This is a genomic window from Pseudomonas sp. XP1, from assembly GCF_053557675.1.
In genome coordinates this window covers 92,533-106,953 of the sequence record NZ_JBNRIJ010000005.1, presented here as the reverse complement: position 1 = coordinate 106,953, position 14,421 = coordinate 92,533, and the positions used below count along the sequence as shown (strand labels likewise).

The window sequence follows — 14,421 nt, the reverse complement described above, 5'->3', positions numbered from 1 at the left end:
CACTGTGGCCTGCGGGCCGAGGACAGCAACGATGTCGGATTACATCCAAGAGCAGGGTGCGGCGGCCAGCAGCTCCAACCGTCGTGAAGAACGCAAGATCATTTTCGCGTCATCCCTCGGGACAGTTTTCGAGTGGTATGACTTTTTTCTCTATGGGGCGCTGGCAGCGGTCATCAGCAAGCAGTTCTTCGCTGGCGTGAACGACACCACTGCCTTCATCTTTGCCCTCATGGCCTTTGCCGCTGGCTTCCTGGTGCGGCCGTTTGGTGCGCTGGTGTTCGGCCGCCTGGGCGACATGATCGGGCGCAAGTACACTTTTCTGGTCACTATCGTGCTGATGGGCCTATCCACCTTTGCGGTGGGGCTGTTGCCCACCTATGCCAGCATTGGCATCGCGGCACCGATCATCCTGGTGGTCCTGCGCATGCTGCAAGGGCTGGCGCTGGGTGGTGAATACGGCGGTGCGGCCACCTATGTTGCCGAGCATGCGCCACCCGGCAAACGCGGCTTCCACACTGGTTTCATCCAGTCCACCGCTACCCTCGGCCTGTTGTTGTCGCTGGTGGTGGTGCTGGGCAGCCGTTATATAAGCGGCGACCAATTCGAAACCTGGGGCTGGCGCCTGCCGTTCCTGCTGTCGATCGTGCTGCTGGCGATTTCTACCTGGATCCGCATGAGCATGCATGAGTCGCCGGCGTTCGTGAAAATGAAGGCCCAAGGCAAGGTCAGCAAGTCGCCGATCCGGGAGTCGTTCACTTCCTGGCCGAACCTGAAAGTGGTGCTCACCGCGCTGTTCAGCATCAACGCCGGGCAGGCCGTGACCTTTTACACGGCGCAATTCTATGTGCTGTTCTTCATGACCCAGATGCTGAAGATGGACCCGGCGCAGGCCAACACCCTGCTGATCATCAGCGTGGTGATTGGTGCGCCGTTCTTCGTGTTCTTTGGCTGGTTGTCCGACCGTATTGGTCGCAAGCCGATCCTGATGCTCGGCCTGCTGCTGGCCACGGTGCTTTATTTCCCGATGTTCAAAGCGCTGAGCCACTACGCCAACCCACAGATCGACGCGGCCAGCCGCCAGGCGCCGATCGTGGTCACTGCCGACCCGCAAGGCTGCACCTTCCAGTTCGACCCGGTGGGCAAAGCGCGTTTCGACAGCCCGTGCGACAGGGTCAAGACCTTCCTGGTCAAGCAGGGCCTGCCTTACAGCTCGGTCGATGTGGCCGGCAGCGATGTAGTGGTGAACATCGGCGACAAGACCATCAACGGCTTCGACGAAGCGGCCATGCGTGCGGCGGTGGAACAGGCTGGCTACCCGGCCAAGGCCGACCCTGGGCAGGTCAATCAAGTGATGGTGGTGGTGTTGATCGTGGCGATGATACTGATCGCGACCATGACCTATGGCCCGCTGGCGGCGGTGATGGTCGAGCTGTTCCCGACTCGTATCCGCTACACCTCGATGTCACTGCCCTATCACATTGGCAACGGCTGGTTCGGTGGCTTCCTGCCAACGGTGTCGTTCGCACTGGTGGTGTATACCGGGGATATCTTCTACGGGCTGTGGTACCCGGTGCTGGTGACCGGGGTCAGCCTGGTGGTGGGGATCTTCTGCCTGAAAGAAACCAAGGATGTGGATATCGACAAGATCTGACGGTTGGCACGGGCTTCTTGTTGGAGCGGCCTTGTGTCGCGAAAGGGCCGCAAAGCGGCCCCGGGGCATCAGCAGTGATGCACAAATTGCTGGGGCTGCCTTGCAGCCCTTTCGCGACACAAGGCCGCTCCTACACCGATCACCAACACCCGCATGAGTCCATAAAAAAACCGGCTGTAAAAGCCGGTTTTCTTATGCCTCAAAAAAACTTATGCACGATTTTCAGAAAAATGTCATACGCAGAAATAAATAGCTAATTCAAAGACTTAGCGATCACTTCAGGGTTTTAATCCAAAAACAGTTCACAAGTTATCCACAGATGATCAAGCCATCTGCTCTTGGGGCTTTTCCTCTGCCGGCGGCAGCGAACCCATGGCCCGCTGGGTCGCTTCGTTCCACGCCGCGGCGCGGTCGTTGAGCTCGGCGATGGCCCGTGGTCCGGTGCCGTTGGCGTACATCGGTTCGCCAATCACCACCTCGATCGTGCCAGCGCGCTTGCCCCAGCCGGTCTTCGGCCAGAACTTGCCGGCATTATGGGCAATCGGCAGCACCGGCAGCCCGGCATTCACTGCCAGCGCGGTACCGCCACGCGAGAACTTGCCCATGGTGCCGAATGGCACGCGGGTGCCTTCCGGGAAGATCAGCACCCAGGTCTTCTGCTTGAGCAGCTCGTCACCCTTGCTGGCTACCTGGCGCAGGGCTTCCTTGGGGTTATCGCGGTTGATCGCTATAGGCCGCAGCATGGCCATGGCCCAACCGAAGAACGGCACGTACAGCAACTCGCGTTTGAGCACCTGGCTCAGCGGCGAGAAATACTGGGACAGGAAGAAGGTTTCCCACGTGCTCTGGTGGTTGGACAGAATCACGCAAGGTTCAGCAGGCACGTTTTCGGCGCCAGTGATCCTGTAGTCGATACCCAGGATGGTGCGCACAAGGAACAACGCGCAACGGCACCAGTACACGTTGATGAACTTGTAGCGCTTGGGGAATGACAGGAAAGGCGCGACGAAGAAGCTCAGCGAGCACCACAGCAGCGAACTGGTGCCCAGCAGCAGGTAAAAAAGAAAGATTCTGATCGCCTGCAGGATCGACATAGTGGCTTGTACCATTGCGGGGCATGCCCGCCTGAGAAAAATGCGCCCGAAGGCGCACTGTTTAAATTAGTTCTCTGGCGATAGCTGCCAGATCGTCGAAAATCAGTGTAGTTTCCGGGACGCCTTTTTCCAGGGTCCGCTCGCCCTTGCCGGTTTTTACCAGCACGGGTTGTGCACCGACGGCCAGGGCGGCCTCTAGGTCACCTTTGCTGTCGCCAACGAACCAGACGCCTTCCAGGCCGACCTGGTAATGCTGGGCAATCGCTCGCAGCATGCCAGGCTTGGGCTTGCGGCAATCGCAGCCTTCGTCCGGCCCGTGCGGGCAATACACGATGTGGCCCACCTCGCCACCCTGCTCAGCCACCAGCGCGCGCAGGCGCGCGTGCATGGCCTCGAGGGTGGCCAGAGCATAATAGCCACGGGCAATGCCGGACTGGTTGGTGGCTACGGCCACCGTCCAGCCCGCCTTGCTCAACTGCGCGATCGCTTCGACCGAGCCAGGGATCGGCACCCACTCGTCCAGCGTCTTGATGTAGGCGTCGGAGTCATGGTTGATGACTCCGTCACGGTCGAGAATCAGCAGTTTCAAGGCTTACCCCAGCAGCGAAATATCGGCCACGCCCAGGAACAGGCCGCGCAGGCGGCTGAGCAGGGCATAACGGTTGGCGCGTACCTTGGCATCCTCCGCGTTGACCATCACCGCCTCGAAGAAGGCGTCGACCGGGTCACGCAGGGCCGCCAGGCGGGCCAGCGACTCGCTGTACTGGCGTGCAGCAGCCATGGGTTGCACGGCCTGGTCGGCCTGCTGGATGGCCGAATACAGGGAGAACTCGTTGGCGTTGTCGAAGTACTTCGGCTCGACATGATCGGCGATGGCGCCTTCGGCCTTGCTCAGCAGGTTCGACACGCGCTTGTTCACTGCGGCCAGAGCCTCGGCTTCCGGCAGCTTGCGGAAGGCTTGTACAGCCTGCACGCGCTGGTCGAAGTCCAGGGCAGAACCTGGCTGCAGGGCACGTACCGACAGGTAGGTGGCCACATCGATGCCTTCGTCTTCGTAACGCGCACGCAGGCGGTCGAAGATGAACTCCAGCACCTGTTCGGCCAGGCCGGCGGCCTTGACCTTGGCGCCGAACTGCTTGACCGCGAACTCGACCGCACCGGTCAGGTCCAGGTCCAGCTGCTTCTCGATCAAGATACGCAGCACGCCCAGTGCGGCACGGCGCAGGGCGTACGGGTCTTTGCTGCCGGTAGGCAGCATGCCGATGCCGAAGATGCCGACCAAGGTGTCGAGCTTGTCGGCGATGGCCACGGCGGCACCGGTGAGGGTCTGCGGCAGCTCGGCGCCAGCACCGCGCGGCATGTACTGCTCGTTCAGGGCAAGGGCAACGTCTTCCGGCTCACCGTCGTTGAGCGCGTAGTAGTAACCGGCAACACCCTGCATTTCAGGGAATTCGCCGACCATCTCGGTGGCCAGGTCGCACTTCGACAGCAGGCCCGCACGGCCTGCGCGCTGGGCGTCGCCGCCGATCAGCGGGGCGATGAAGGCAGCCAGCCTGGAAACGCGCTCGGCCTTGTCGTACACGGTACCCAGTTGAGCCTGGAACACCACGTTCTTCAGGCGCTCGTTGAAGGTTTCCAGCGGCTGCTTCTTGTCCTGCTTGAAGAAGAACTCGGCATCGGTCAGGCGTGGGCGCACGACCTTCTCGTTGCCTTGCACGATCTGCTTCGGGTCGCGGCTCTCGACGTTGGCCACGGTGATGAAGCGCGGCAGCAGTTTGCCTTCGCTGTCCAGCAGGCAGAAGTACTTCTGGTTGTCCTGCATGGTGGTGATCAGGGCTTCCTGTGGCACTTCGAGGAAACGCTCCTCGAACGAGCACACCAGCGGCACCGGCCATTCGACCAGGGCGGTCACTTCGTCCAGCAGCGCCGGCGGCACGATGGCGCTGCCTTCCTGCTGCATGGCCAGTTCGGCGGTACGCTTGCTGATCAGCTCGCGGCGCTCTGCGAAGTCGGCCAGCACGTAGGCTTTGCGCAGGTCTTCGACGTAGTTGGCCGGGGTGGTGATGACCACGTTTTCCGGGTGGTGGAAGCGGTGGCCACGGGATTCACGGCCGGCCTTCTGCGACAGGATGGTGCAGTCGACCACCTGATCGCCCAGCAGCATCACCAGCCATTGGGTCGGGCGCACGAACTCTTCACGGCTGGCCGCCCAGCGCATGCGCTTGGGGATCGGCAGGTCGTTGAGCGAATCTTCGACGATGGTCGGCAGCAGGCCAGCGGTGGCCTTGCCCGGGATGTGCTGGGAGAAGCGCAGCTTGGGGCCGCTCTGGTCGATTTCCGACAGCTCCACACCGCATTTCTTGGCAAAGCCCAAGGCAGCCTGGGTCGGCTCGCCGTCTTTGAAAGCAGCCTGCAGGGGCGGGCCGTCGATGTTGATGCTGCGATCAGGCTGCTGCACGTCCAGCTGGCGAATCAGCACGGCCAGGCGACGCGGCGCGGCGTAAACTTGCTTGCCGGTGTAGTTCAGGCCAGCGGCCTGCAGGCCTTTCTCGATACCAGCCAGGAAGGCTTCGCCGAGGCTGGCGAGGGCCTTCGGTGGCAGCTCTTCGGTGCCCAGTTCTACCAGGAAATCTTGAGCACTCATTGTGCAGCCTCCAGCTTAGCCAACACTTCGTCACGCAGTTCAGGGGTGGCCATCGGGAAGCCCAGGCGTGCGCGGGCTTGCAGATAGCTTTGCGCCACGTCCCGGGCCAGGGTACGTACACGCAGGATGTAGCGCTGACGCTCGGTTACCGAGATGGCACGGCGGGCGTCCAGCAGGTTGAAGGTGTGCGAGGCCTTCAGCACCATTTCATAGGTCGGCAGCGGCAGCTCAAGCTTGATCAGGCGGTTGGCTTCGCTTTCGTAGAAGTCGAACAGCTCGAACAGCTTCTCGACGTTGGCGTGCTCGAAGTTGTAGGTCGACTGCTCTACCTCGTTCTGGTGGAACACGTCGCCATAGGTGACCTTGCCGAACGGGCCGTCGGCCCACACCAGGTCGTACACCGAGTCGACGCCCTGGATGTACATGGCCAGGCGCTCCAGGCCGTAGGTGATTTCACCGGTGACCGGGTAGCACTCGATGCCGCCTACCTGCTGGAAGTAGGTGAACTGAGTGACTTCCATGCCGTTGAGCCAGATTTCCCAGCCCAGGCCCCAGGCGCCGAGGGTCGGCGATTCCCAGTTGTCTTCGACGAAGCGAATGTCGTGGACCAGCGGGTCCAGGCCGATGGCTTTCAGCGAGCCGAGGTACAGCTCCTGGAAGTTGGCCGGGTTGGGCTTCAGTACCACCTGGAACTGGTAGTAGTGCTGCAGGCGGTTGGGGTTTTCGCCATACCGCCCGTCGGCAGGGCGACGGCTAGGCTGCACATAGGCGGCGTTCCAGGTTTCTGGACCCACGGCGCGCAGGAATGTAGCGGTGTGGAAAGTGCCGGCGCCTACTTCCATATCGTAGGGCTGAAGCACCACACAACCTTGCTCGGCCCAGTAGTTCTGCAGGGCGAGGATCAGGTCTTGGAAGGTACGCACGGCTGGCGTAGGCTGGCTCACGAAATTCACCTGTATCTGGGGATGCGGATGTAAAGAGCGGGAGTATAACCTGATTCGCCTCGCCCTCTACTCATTGGAGCCTTATGCCACGCTGCTTTTGGTGTACCGACGATCCGTTGTACCAGGCCTACCATGACCAGGAATGGGGAACGCCACAGCGTGACCCGGCGTTGCTGTTCGAGATGCTTTTGCTCGAAGGGTTCCAGGCTGGGCTGTCGTGGATCACCGTCTTGCGCAAACGCGAGCGTTATCGCGAGGTGATGCACGGCTTCGATCCGGTGAAACTCGCCGTCATGAGCGACGAACGCATCGAGGAGCTGATGCAGGATGCCGGTATCATCCGCAACCGCCTCAAGCTCAAGGCTGCCAGGCGCAATGCCCAGGCCTGGCTGGCTTTGGACAACCCGGCCGAATGGCTCTGGTCATTCGTCGGTGGTGCGCCGAAGATCAACCACTTCAGGGGCCGCAGCGAGGTGCCAGCGGTTACCGATGAAGCCAAGGCTATGAGCAAAGCCCTGCAGAAAGCCGGCTTCACCTTTGTAGGCCCGACTATATGCTATGCCTTCATGCAGGCCACCGGCATGGTCATGGACCACACCACCGATTGCGATCGCTACGCCGCCTTGTTGCGCTGAGGGGTTACAATGCGCGCCTTGCTGAAATAAGGAATTCGCCTGTGGAAAAGTTCAAGGGCGCCCTGATGGTCGGGGTGCTGCGTCTGTTTGCCAAGCTGCCCTGGGGCGCTGTGCAGCGCGTTGGCGCCGGTATCGGCTGGCTGATGTGGAAGATCCCCAACGGCTCGCGCAATGTCGTGCGCATCAACCTGGCCAAGTGCTTCCCGGAGATGAACCCTGCCGAGCGCGAGCAGCTGGTTGGCCGCGCGTTGAAGGATATCGGTAAATCCTTCGTCGAAAGTGCCTGTGCCTGGATCTGGCCGCCGCAGCGCTCGCTGGAGCTGGTCAAGGAAGTGCACGGCCTGGAAGTGCTGGAGCAGGCCTTGGCCTCGGGCAAGGGCGTGGTCGGCATCACCAGCCACCTGGGCAACTGGGAAGTGCTGAACCACTTCTACTGCAACCAGTGCAAACCGATCATCTTCTACCGCCCGCCGAAGCTGAAGGCGGTGGATGACCTGCTGCGCGAGCAGCGGGTGCAGATGGGCAACCGCGTGGCGCCTTCGACCAAGGAAGGCATCCTCAGTGTGATCAAGGAAGTGCGCCGTGGTGGCCAGGTGGGTATTCCAGCCGACCCGGAGCCGGCGGAGTCGGCGGGGGTATTCGTGCCGTTCCTGGGAACCCAGGCGCTGACCAGCAAGTTCGTGCCGAACATGCTGGCAGGGGGCAAAGCGGTGGGGGTGTTCCTGCATGCCCTGCGGCTGCCGGATGGCTCGGGGTTCAAGGTGTTTCTGGAGGCGGCGCCGGAAGAGATGTACAGCACCGACGTGACCGTGTCGGCAGCGGCGATGAGCAAAGTGGTCGAGCGCTATGTGCGCGAGTACCCGAGCCAGTACATGTGGAGCATGAAGCGCTTCAAGAAGCGCCCGGCTGGCGAGGCGCGCTGGTACTGAGTTATCCACTGCTCTTCCAGTAGGCTGAATGCACTTCTGCCTGTGGTAGCAGGGACCTTGTGGGAGCGCGTTACCCGCGAATGCAATGTTGGCTTCACCGACGCATTCGCGGGTGAACCCGCTCCCACAGAGACCGCGTCAGCTTGAGATTTTGTCGAGCTTCTTCAGAAACACGGTCATCTCTTTTTCGGCCTGCTTGTCCCCATGGGCTTGCGCCGCCACGATCCCCTCCTCCCAGGCCTTGCGCGCCGCCGCCAGGTCCCCCTGCAACTGATGCGCCTTGCCCAGCAGCTTCCACGCTGCCGAGTACTTCGGGTCCTGTTCCACGCAGCGTGCCAGATGCACCGCCGCTTCAGCGCCATTGCCTTCGTCCAGCCAGGCCTTGCCCAGCCCGAACCTCAGCAGCGGGTTATCCACACCCTTGGCCAGCATCTTCTCCAGCGATTCGCGCATGCCTCGTGCTCCTAGAAGAAACTCAAGCCAACGTGGAACAGCTTCTCCACATCCCGAATATGCTTTTTATCCACAACGAACAGGATCACATGGTCGCCCGATTCGATCATGGTGTCGTCGTGGGCAATCATCACCTCTTCGTCACGAATGATCGCACCGATGGTAGTACCCGGCGGCAAGGCGATGTCTTCGATCGCCTTGCCGACCACCTTGCTCGACTTCGAATCCCCGTGCGCCACTGCTTCGATAGCTTCGGCAGCGCCACGGCGCAGCGAGTGCACGCTGACGATATCGCCTCGGCGCACGTGCGCCAGCAGGGTACCGATGGTGGCCAGCTGCGGGCTGATGGCGATGTCGATATCGCCACCCTGCACCAGGTCGACATAGGCTGGGTTGTTGATGATGGTCATCACCTTGCGCGCACCCAGGCGCTTGGCCAGCAGCGACGACATGATGTTGGCCTCGTCGTCGTTGGTCAGGGCCAGGAAGATATCGGCGTCGGCGATGTTCTCCTCCAGCATCAGGTCCTTGTCCGAGGCGCTGCCCTGCAGCACCACGGTGCTTTCCAGGGTGTCGGAGAGATGCCGGCAACGGGCCGGGCTCATCTCGATGATCTTCACCTGGTAGCGGCTTTCGATGGCCTCGGCCAGGCGTTCACCGATCTGCCCGCCACCGGCGATGACCACACGCTTGTTGGTTTCGTCGATACGGCGCAGCTCACCCATAACCGCGCGGATGTCCTTCTTCGCGGCGATGAAGAACACTTCGTCGTCTGCTTCGATAACCGTGTCGCCCCGCGGGGTGATCGGGCGGTCGCGGCGGAAGATGGCCGCGACACGGGTGTCGACGTTGGGCATATGCGCGCGGATCTGGCGCAGTTGCTGGCCTACCAGCGGGCCGCCGTAGTACGCCTTCACTGCCACCAGCTGGGCCTTGCCTTCAGCGAAGTCGATCACCTGCAGGGAGCCTGGGTGCTCGATCAGGCGCTTGATGTAGTTGGTCACCACCTGCTCGGGGCTGATCAGCACATCGACCGGGATATGGTCGTTATCGAACAGCTCTTCGCGGGTCAGGTAGGCCGACTCGCGCACCCGGGCGATCTTGGTCGGGGTGTGGAACAGCGAATATGCCACCTGGCAGGCGACCATGTTGGTTTCGTCACTGTTGGTTACCGCCACCAGCATGTCGGCGTCGTCGGCACCGGCCTGGCGCAGCACCGTAGGCAGCGAGCCGCGGCCTTGCACGGTGCGGATGTCCAGGCGGTCGCCCAGGTCGCGCAGGCGGTCGCCGTCAGTGTCGACCACGGTGATGTCGTTGGCTTCGCTGGCCAGATGCTCCGCCAGCGTACCGCCTACCTGGCCTGCGCCGAGGATGATGATCTTCATCCGCTACTCCCTACCCTTTGTTCTTATCCGCGCGAGGCGGCGATCTTGATCAGCTTGGCATAGTAGAAACCGTCGTGGCCGCCCTCCTGGGCCAGCAACTGGCGGCCGTGGGGCTGGCGCAGGCCGGCTTCGGTGGCCAGATCCAGCTCACGGGCACCTGGGGTGCGGGCGAGGAAGGCATCGATCACTTCGGTGTTCTCGGTCGGCAGGCTGGAGCAGGTGGCGTACAGCAGCATGCCGCCCACTTCCAGGGTCGGCCACAGGGCATCGAGCAGCTCGCCTTGCAGCGTGGCCAGGGCCGGGATGTCGTCGGCCTGACGGGTCAGCTTGATGTCCGGGTGACGGCGGATCACGCCGGTGGCCGAGCACGGTGCGTCGAGCAGGATGCGCTGGAACGGCTTGCCGTCCCACCAGCTGGCGGTGTCGCGGGCATCGCAGGCGATCAGCTCGGCGTCCAGTTGCAGGCGGTCGAGGTTCTCGCGCACGCGGGTCAGGCGCTTGGCTTCGAGGTCGATGGCCACAACGTGAGCCAGGCTGGCTTCGGCTTCCAGCAGGTGGCAGGTCTTGCCGCCTGGTGCGCAGCAGGCGTCGAGCACGCGCTGGCCGGGGGCCAGCTCCAGCAGGTCGGCGGACAGCTGCGCGGCTTCGTCCTGCACGCTCACCCAGCCTTCGGCAAAGCCTGGCAGGCCGCGCACATCGCAGGCTTCGGCCAACACGATACCGTCACGGCTGTACTGGCAGGCGCTGGCGCCAATGCCCGCCTCGGCCAGCAGCGCCAGGTAGGCATCGCGGCTGTGGTGGCGTCGGTTGACCCGCAGGATCATCGGCGGGTGGGCATTGTTGGCGGCACAGATGGCTTCCCACTGCTCCGGCCAGAAGGCCTTCAGCGACTTCTGCAGCCAGCGCGGGTGGGCGGTGCGTACCACTGGGTCGCGCTCCATGCCGGCCAGCAGTTCCTCGCCTTCGCGTTGAGCGCGGCGCAACACGGCATTGAGCAGGCCTTTTGCCCACGGCTTCTTCAGCTTGTCGGCACAGCCGACAGTCTCGCCGATGGCTGCGTGGGCCGGGATTCGGCTGTAGAACAGCTGGTACAGGCCGATCAGTAGCAGCGCCTGCACATCGGCATCGGCGGCCTTGAACGGCTTCTGCAGCAGCTGCGCGGCCAGCAGGTCGAGGCGTGGCTGCCAGCGCGCGGTGCCGAACGCCAGGTCCTGGGTCAGGCCGCGGTCGCGTTCATCGACCTTGTCCAGTTGCGCCGGCAGCGAGCTGTTCAGCGAGGCCTTGCCACTGAGCACAGCGGCAAGGGCGCGAGCGGCGGCGAGGCGTGGATTCATTGGCCCAGCACCTTGCCGCTGGCGAATTTCTCGCGACGGCTGTTGAACAGGTCGCTGAAGTTCAGCGGCTTGCCGCCGGGCAGTTGCAGGCGGGTCAGGCTCAGCGCCTGGTCACCGCAGGCGACCACCAGGCCGTCCTTGCTGGCGGAGAGGATCTCGCCTGGGGCGCCTTTACCTGTGGACAGGTTTGCCGCCAGCACCTTCACGCTTTCGCCATCGAGGGTGCTGTGGCAAACCGGCCACGGGTTGAAGGCACGGATCAGGCGTTCCAGCTCGACGGCCGGGCGGCTCCAGTCGATGCGCGCTTCGTCCTTGTTCAGCTTGTGCGCGTAGGTGGCCAGGGCATCGTCCTGAACTTCGCCTTGCAGCGAACCGTCGGCCAGGCCGGCAATGGCCTGGACGACTGCAGGCGGGCCCATCTCGGCCAAGCGGTCGTGCAGGCTGCCGCCGGTGTCTTCGGCGCTGATCGGGGTGACCACCTTGAGCAGCATCGGGCCGGTGTCCAGGCCTGCTTCCATACGCATCACAGTCACACCGCTCTCGGCGTCGCCGGCTTCCACGGCGCGCTGGATCGGTGCGGCACCGCGCCAGCGTGGCAGCAGGGAGGCATGGCTATTGATGCAGCCCAGGCGCGGGATATCCAGCACCACCTGCGGCAGGATCAGGCCATAGGCGACCACCACCATCAGGTCCGGCTTCAGCGCGGCCAGTTCGGCCTGGGCTTCGGCGTTGCGCAGCGTCGGCGGCTGAAACACTGGGATGTCATGGGCCACAGCCAATTGCTTGACCGCGCTCGGCATCAGTTTCTGGCCGCGCCCGGCCGGGCGGTCGGGCTGGGTGTAGACGGCCACGATCTCGTAGGGGCTGTCGAGCAAGGCCTTGAGGTGTTCGGCGGCAAACTCTGGAGTGCCTGCAAAGACGATGCGCATGGAGTTCTCGCTTCAAAAAAGAAAAAGGCTTGCCGGAGCAAGCCTTCTGGAAGGTGGGGATCAGGCTTGCTGGCGGTGCTGCTTTTCCAGCTTTTTCTTGATCCGGTCGCGCTTGAGCTGCGACAGGTAGTCGACGAACAGCTTGCCGTTGAGGTGATCGAATTCGTGCTGCACGCATACCGCCAGCAGGCCTTCGCATTCCAGCTCGTAAGGCTTGCCGTCACGGTCCTGGGCCTTGACCCGCACACGCAGCGGGCGGTCGACGTTCTCGTAGAAGCCAGGTACCGACAGGCAGCCTTCCTGGTACTGGCCCATGTCATGGGTCAGCTCTTCGACCGTGGGGTTGATGAAGACGCGCGGCTCGCTGCGGTCTTCACTGAGGTCCATGACCACGACTTGCTGGTGCACGTTGACCTGGGTGGCGGCCAGGCCAATGCCAGGGGCTTCGTACATGGTTTCAAACATGTCGTCGATCAGCTGACGCAGGGCGTCGTCGAACACCGTCACCGGCTTGGCGATGGTGCGCAGGCGCGGGTCCGGGAATTCGAGAATGTTCAAGATGGCCATAAGGTCAGGCAGTCACTGTGCGTTCGGTTGAAAACTGAGCACACATAATAAAGGGAAACGTGGATTTCAGCACCTGGCAAAGCTCGGCTAGGGTTTTCAAAAGCCGCTTATAGCCCATTCGATGGACAGGTTGTCAAAGCGTTATCAACAAAGTTATCCACAGTTTGTGCCACGTCGATGGCCCCGATTAGATCAAGGATGATCCTCATGCATACCTACCATTCGTCGCCTCTTTCGCCTGCCGAGCTGGAGGCGAGATTACGCCTTCACCGGCTGCCGGAGACGGGATTGCGTCGCTTTAACACCTTGCTGGAGGCCTTTGGCAGTGCTTCATCGGCACTGTGCGCACCGGCCGGCGCGTGGCGCGCATTGGGCATACCACAGGCCACCATCGATGCACGGCGCAGTGCCGAAGTACGGGAAGGTGCACTGGCCGCAATGGCCTGGTTAGAGCGCCCGGGCCAGCATTTACTGATGTGGGACGGCCCTGGCTACCCGCCACTATTGGCGGAAATCGACGATGCCCCTCCACTGCTCTTCGTCGCTGGCAACCCGGCCTTGCTCGAGCGACCACAGCTGGCAATTGTGGGCAGCAGGCGTGCTTCACCCCCGGCGCTCGACACCGCTGCGGCATTTTCCCGCTACTTGGCGCAGGCCGGTTTTACCATTACCAGCGGCTTGGCTGTGGGCATCGACGGTGCCGCTCATCGGGCCGCATTACAGGCCGATGGGGGCACGATTGGCGTGCTCGGTACAGGGTTGCAAAAACTTTATCCACAGCGCCACAAGTCGCTTGCGCAAGCGATGATAGACAACGGTAGCGCGCTGGTTTCCGAGTACCCGCTGGATGCCGGGCCGCTGCCCGGCAACTTCCCGCGGCGCAATCGCATCATCAGTGGCCTGTCGCTGGGCGTGCTGGTGGTCGAGGCCAGCCTGGCCAGTGGTTCTCTGATTACCGCACGCCTGGCTGCCGAGCAGGGCCGCGAGGTGTATGCCATACCGGGCTCCATTCACCACCCCGGGGCCAAGGGCTGCCACCAGTTGATCCGTGACGGCGCGCTGCTGGTGGAGAGCGTGGAGCAGATATTGGAAAGCCTGCAGGGCTGGCAGAACCTGCCGCCTGCGGTTGTGGATAAATTTGACCATCCCCTGCTCGCCCTGCTGCATGCTGCGCCACAAACCAGCGAAAGCCTGGCCCACTGCAGCGAGCTGCCGCTGGCCGACGTGCTGGCGCAGCTGACCGAACTGGAGCTGGAAGGCCGGGTCAGCAATGAAGCCGGGCGTTGGTTTGCCCGCGCGGGCTAAGTACACTGCTCACAAGCAAGGTATATAGGCGGAGTAACAGAAATGGTGAGCAGTTTTCGTGTGCAACAAGCCGCACGTGAGATCCGGGCGGGCGCAGTGATCGCCTATCCGACGGAAGCGGTCTGGGGCCTGGGCTGCGACCCATGGAACGAGGACGCGGTGTATCGCCTGCTGGCGCTGAAGTCACGGCCTGTGGATAAAGGCCTGATCCTGGTTGCCGACAACATCCGCCAGTTCGACTTCTTGTTCGAGGATTTCCCCGAAGACTGGATCGACCGCATGGGCAGCACCTGGCCGGGGCCGAACACCTGGCTGGTACCGCACCAGAACCTGTTGCCCGAGTGGGTGACCGGGGAGCATGACACCGTGGCGCTGCGGGTCAGCGACCACCCGTTGGTGCGCGAGCTGTGTGCGTTGGTGGGGCCGTTGATTTCCACTTCGTGCAACCCGGGTGGGCGTCCGGCGGCGAAGACTCGGTTGCGGGTGGAGCAGTACTTCCATGGTCAGCTGGATCTGGTGCTGGGTGGGGCCTTGGGTGGAAGGAAGAACCC

The 14,421-nt window shown here is 62.7% G+C and carries 14 protein-coding genes; 5 read left to right on the top strand and 9 right to left on the bottom strand.

The window, feature by feature from the left end; all coding sequences use genetic code 11:
• The first annotated feature begins 31 nt into the window (after nt 1–31).
• A complete protein-coding gene (locus ACK1U9_RS06795) occupies nt 32–1,651 on the top strand; it encodes an MFS transporter (RefSeq protein WP_108480419.1) in 1,620 nt (539 codons plus the stop codon).
• A 323-nt stretch (nt 1,652–1,974) separates the two neighbouring features.
• Here the strand turns inward: ACK1U9_RS06795 and ACK1U9_RS06790 are convergent, their stop codons facing one another.
• Genes ACK1U9_RS06790 through glyQ form a run of 4 tightly spaced genes read right to left on the bottom strand, consistent with a single transcriptional unit; the run spans nt 1,975 to nt 6,333 of the window.
• Nucleotides 1,975–2,760: a lysophospholipid acyltransferase family protein gene (locus tag ACK1U9_RS06790; RefSeq protein ID WP_135002150.1), complete on the bottom strand. Its 786-nt coding sequence runs from the start codon at nt 2,758–2,760 to the stop codon at nt 1,975–1,977.
• Nucleotides 2,761–2,806: 46 nt separating this feature from the next.
• On the bottom strand, nt 2,807–3,334 hold the full coding sequence (gene gmhB, locus ACK1U9_RS06785) for a D-glycero-beta-D-manno-heptose 1,7-bisphosphate 7-phosphatase (protein WP_108480417.1): 528 nt from the start codon (nt 3,332–3,334) through the stop codon (nt 2,807–2,809).
• Nucleotides 3,335–3,337: 3 nt separating this feature from the next.
• The gene (gene glyS, locus ACK1U9_RS06780; RefSeq protein WP_085601055.1) at nt 3,338–5,389 is read right to left on the bottom strand and encodes a glycine--tRNA ligase subunit beta; all 2,052 of its coding nucleotides are present in this window, start codon (nt 5,387–5,389) and stop codon (nt 3,338–3,340) included.
• Entirely contained in the window at nt 5,386–6,333 is a 948-nt protein-coding gene (glyQ, locus tag ACK1U9_RS06775) for a glycine--tRNA ligase subunit alpha (RefSeq protein WP_023377955.1), read from the bottom strand. Before glyQ ends, glyS begins: the two co-directional genes overlap by 4 nt.
• An 83-nt stretch (nt 6,334–6,416) precedes the next feature.
• Between glyQ and ACK1U9_RS06770 the strand changes: the two genes are divergently transcribed.
• Both ACK1U9_RS06770 and ACK1U9_RS06765 read left to right on the top strand, forming a co-directional pair.
• Nucleotides 6,417–6,968 (top strand): DNA-3-methyladenine glycosylase I, encoded by a 552-nt coding sequence (locus tag ACK1U9_RS06770; RefSeq protein WP_046615310.1) that lies wholly within the window; start codon nt 6,417–6,419, stop codon nt 6,966–6,968.
• 41 nt (nt 6,969–7,009) lie between these two features.
• A complete protein-coding gene (locus ACK1U9_RS06765; RefSeq protein WP_046615309.1) occupies nt 7,010–7,897 on the top strand; it encodes a lysophospholipid acyltransferase in 888 nt (295 codons plus the stop codon).
• 138 nt (nt 7,898–8,035) lie between these two features.
• Here ACK1U9_RS06765 and ACK1U9_RS06760 read toward each other — a convergent pair whose 3' ends face one another.
• The 5 genes from ACK1U9_RS06760 to def are packed head-to-tail and all read right to left on the bottom strand — an operon-like array spanning nt 8,036 to nt 12,565.
• Nucleotides 8,036–8,350 carry a tetratricopeptide repeat protein gene (locus tag ACK1U9_RS06760; RefSeq protein ID WP_046615308.1) on the bottom strand — a complete coding sequence of 105 codons (315 nt, stop codon included), beginning with the start codon at nt 8,348–8,350 and terminating at the stop codon, nt 8,036–8,038.
• A gap of 11 nt (nt 8,351–8,361) precedes the next feature.
• Nucleotides 8,362–9,735, bottom strand: coding sequence for a Trk system potassium transporter TrkA (trkA, locus tag ACK1U9_RS06755; protein WP_013970264.1), 1,374 nt, complete (start codon nt 9,733–9,735; stop codon nt 8,362–8,364).
• A 23-nt stretch (nt 9,736–9,758) separates the two neighbouring features.
• Nucleotides 9,759–11,069 carry a 16S rRNA (cytosine(967)-C(5))-methyltransferase RsmB gene (gene rsmB / locus ACK1U9_RS06750; RefSeq protein WP_108480416.1) on the bottom strand — a complete coding sequence of 437 codons (1,311 nt, stop codon included), beginning with the start codon at nt 11,067–11,069 and terminating at the stop codon, nt 9,759–9,761.
• Nucleotides 11,066–11,998, bottom strand: coding sequence for a methionyl-tRNA formyltransferase (gene fmt, locus ACK1U9_RS06745; RefSeq protein WP_108480415.1), 933 nt, complete (start codon nt 11,996–11,998; stop codon nt 11,066–11,068). Before fmt ends, rsmB begins: the two co-directional genes overlap by 4 nt.
• 60 nt (nt 11,999–12,058) lie before the next feature.
• On the bottom strand, nt 12,059–12,565 hold the full coding sequence (gene def, locus ACK1U9_RS06740) for a peptide deformylase (protein ID WP_003260000.1): 507 nt from the start codon (nt 12,563–12,565) through the stop codon (nt 12,059–12,061).
• Nucleotides 12,566–12,772: 207 nt separating this feature from the next.
• Between def and dprA the strand changes: the two genes are divergently transcribed.
• Nucleotides 12,773–13,870 carry a DNA-processing protein DprA gene (gene dprA, locus ACK1U9_RS06735; RefSeq protein WP_108480414.1) on the top strand — a complete coding sequence of 366 codons (1,098 nt, stop codon included), beginning with the start codon at nt 12,773–12,775 and terminating at the stop codon, nt 13,868–13,870.
• Nucleotides 13,871–13,912: 42 nt separating this feature from the next.
• On the top strand, nt 13,913–14,421 hold a 509-nt coding region (locus ACK1U9_RS06730; protein WP_449109779.1), incomplete at its 3' end, for an L-threonylcarbamoyladenylate synthase.

Excerpts from the sequence above, each read along its gene's own strand:
- ACK1U9_RS06795 (WP_108480419.1), top strand. The coding sequence starts at position 32 with ATGTCGGATTACATCCAAGAGCAGGGTGCGGCGGCCAGCAGCTCCAAC.
- ACK1U9_RS06790 (WP_135002150.1), bottom strand. The coding sequence starts at position 2,760 with ATGGTACAAGCCACTATGTCGATCCTGCAGGCGATCAGAATCTTTCTT.
- glyS (WP_085601055.1), bottom strand. The coding sequence starts at position 5,389 with ATGAGTGCTCAAGATTTCCTGGTAGAACTGGGCACCGAAGAGCTGCCA.
- ACK1U9_RS06770 (WP_046615310.1), top strand. The coding sequence starts at position 6,417 with ATGCCACGCTGCTTTTGGTGTACCGACGATCCGTTGTACCAGGCCTAC.
- ACK1U9_RS06760 (WP_046615308.1), bottom strand. The coding sequence starts at position 8,350 with ATGCGCGAATCGCTGGAGAAGATGCTGGCCAAGGGTGTGGATAACCCG.
- trkA (WP_013970264.1), bottom strand. The coding sequence starts at position 9,735 with ATGAAGATCATCATCCTCGGCGCAGGCCAGGTAGGCGGTACGCTGGCG.
- rsmB (WP_108480416.1), bottom strand. The coding sequence starts at position 11,069 with ATGAATCCACGCCTCGCCGCCGCTCGCGCCCTTGCCGCTGTGCTCAGT.
- fmt (WP_108480415.1), bottom strand. The coding sequence starts at position 11,998 with ATGCGCATCGTCTTTGCAGGCACTCCAGAGTTTGCCGCCGAACACCTC.
- def (WP_003260000.1), bottom strand. The coding sequence starts at position 12,565 with ATGGCCATCTTGAACATTCTCGAATTCCCGGACCCGCGCCTGCGCACC.
- dprA (WP_108480414.1), top strand. The coding sequence starts at position 12,773 with ATGCATACCTACCATTCGTCGCCTCTTTCGCCTGCCGAGCTGGAGGCG.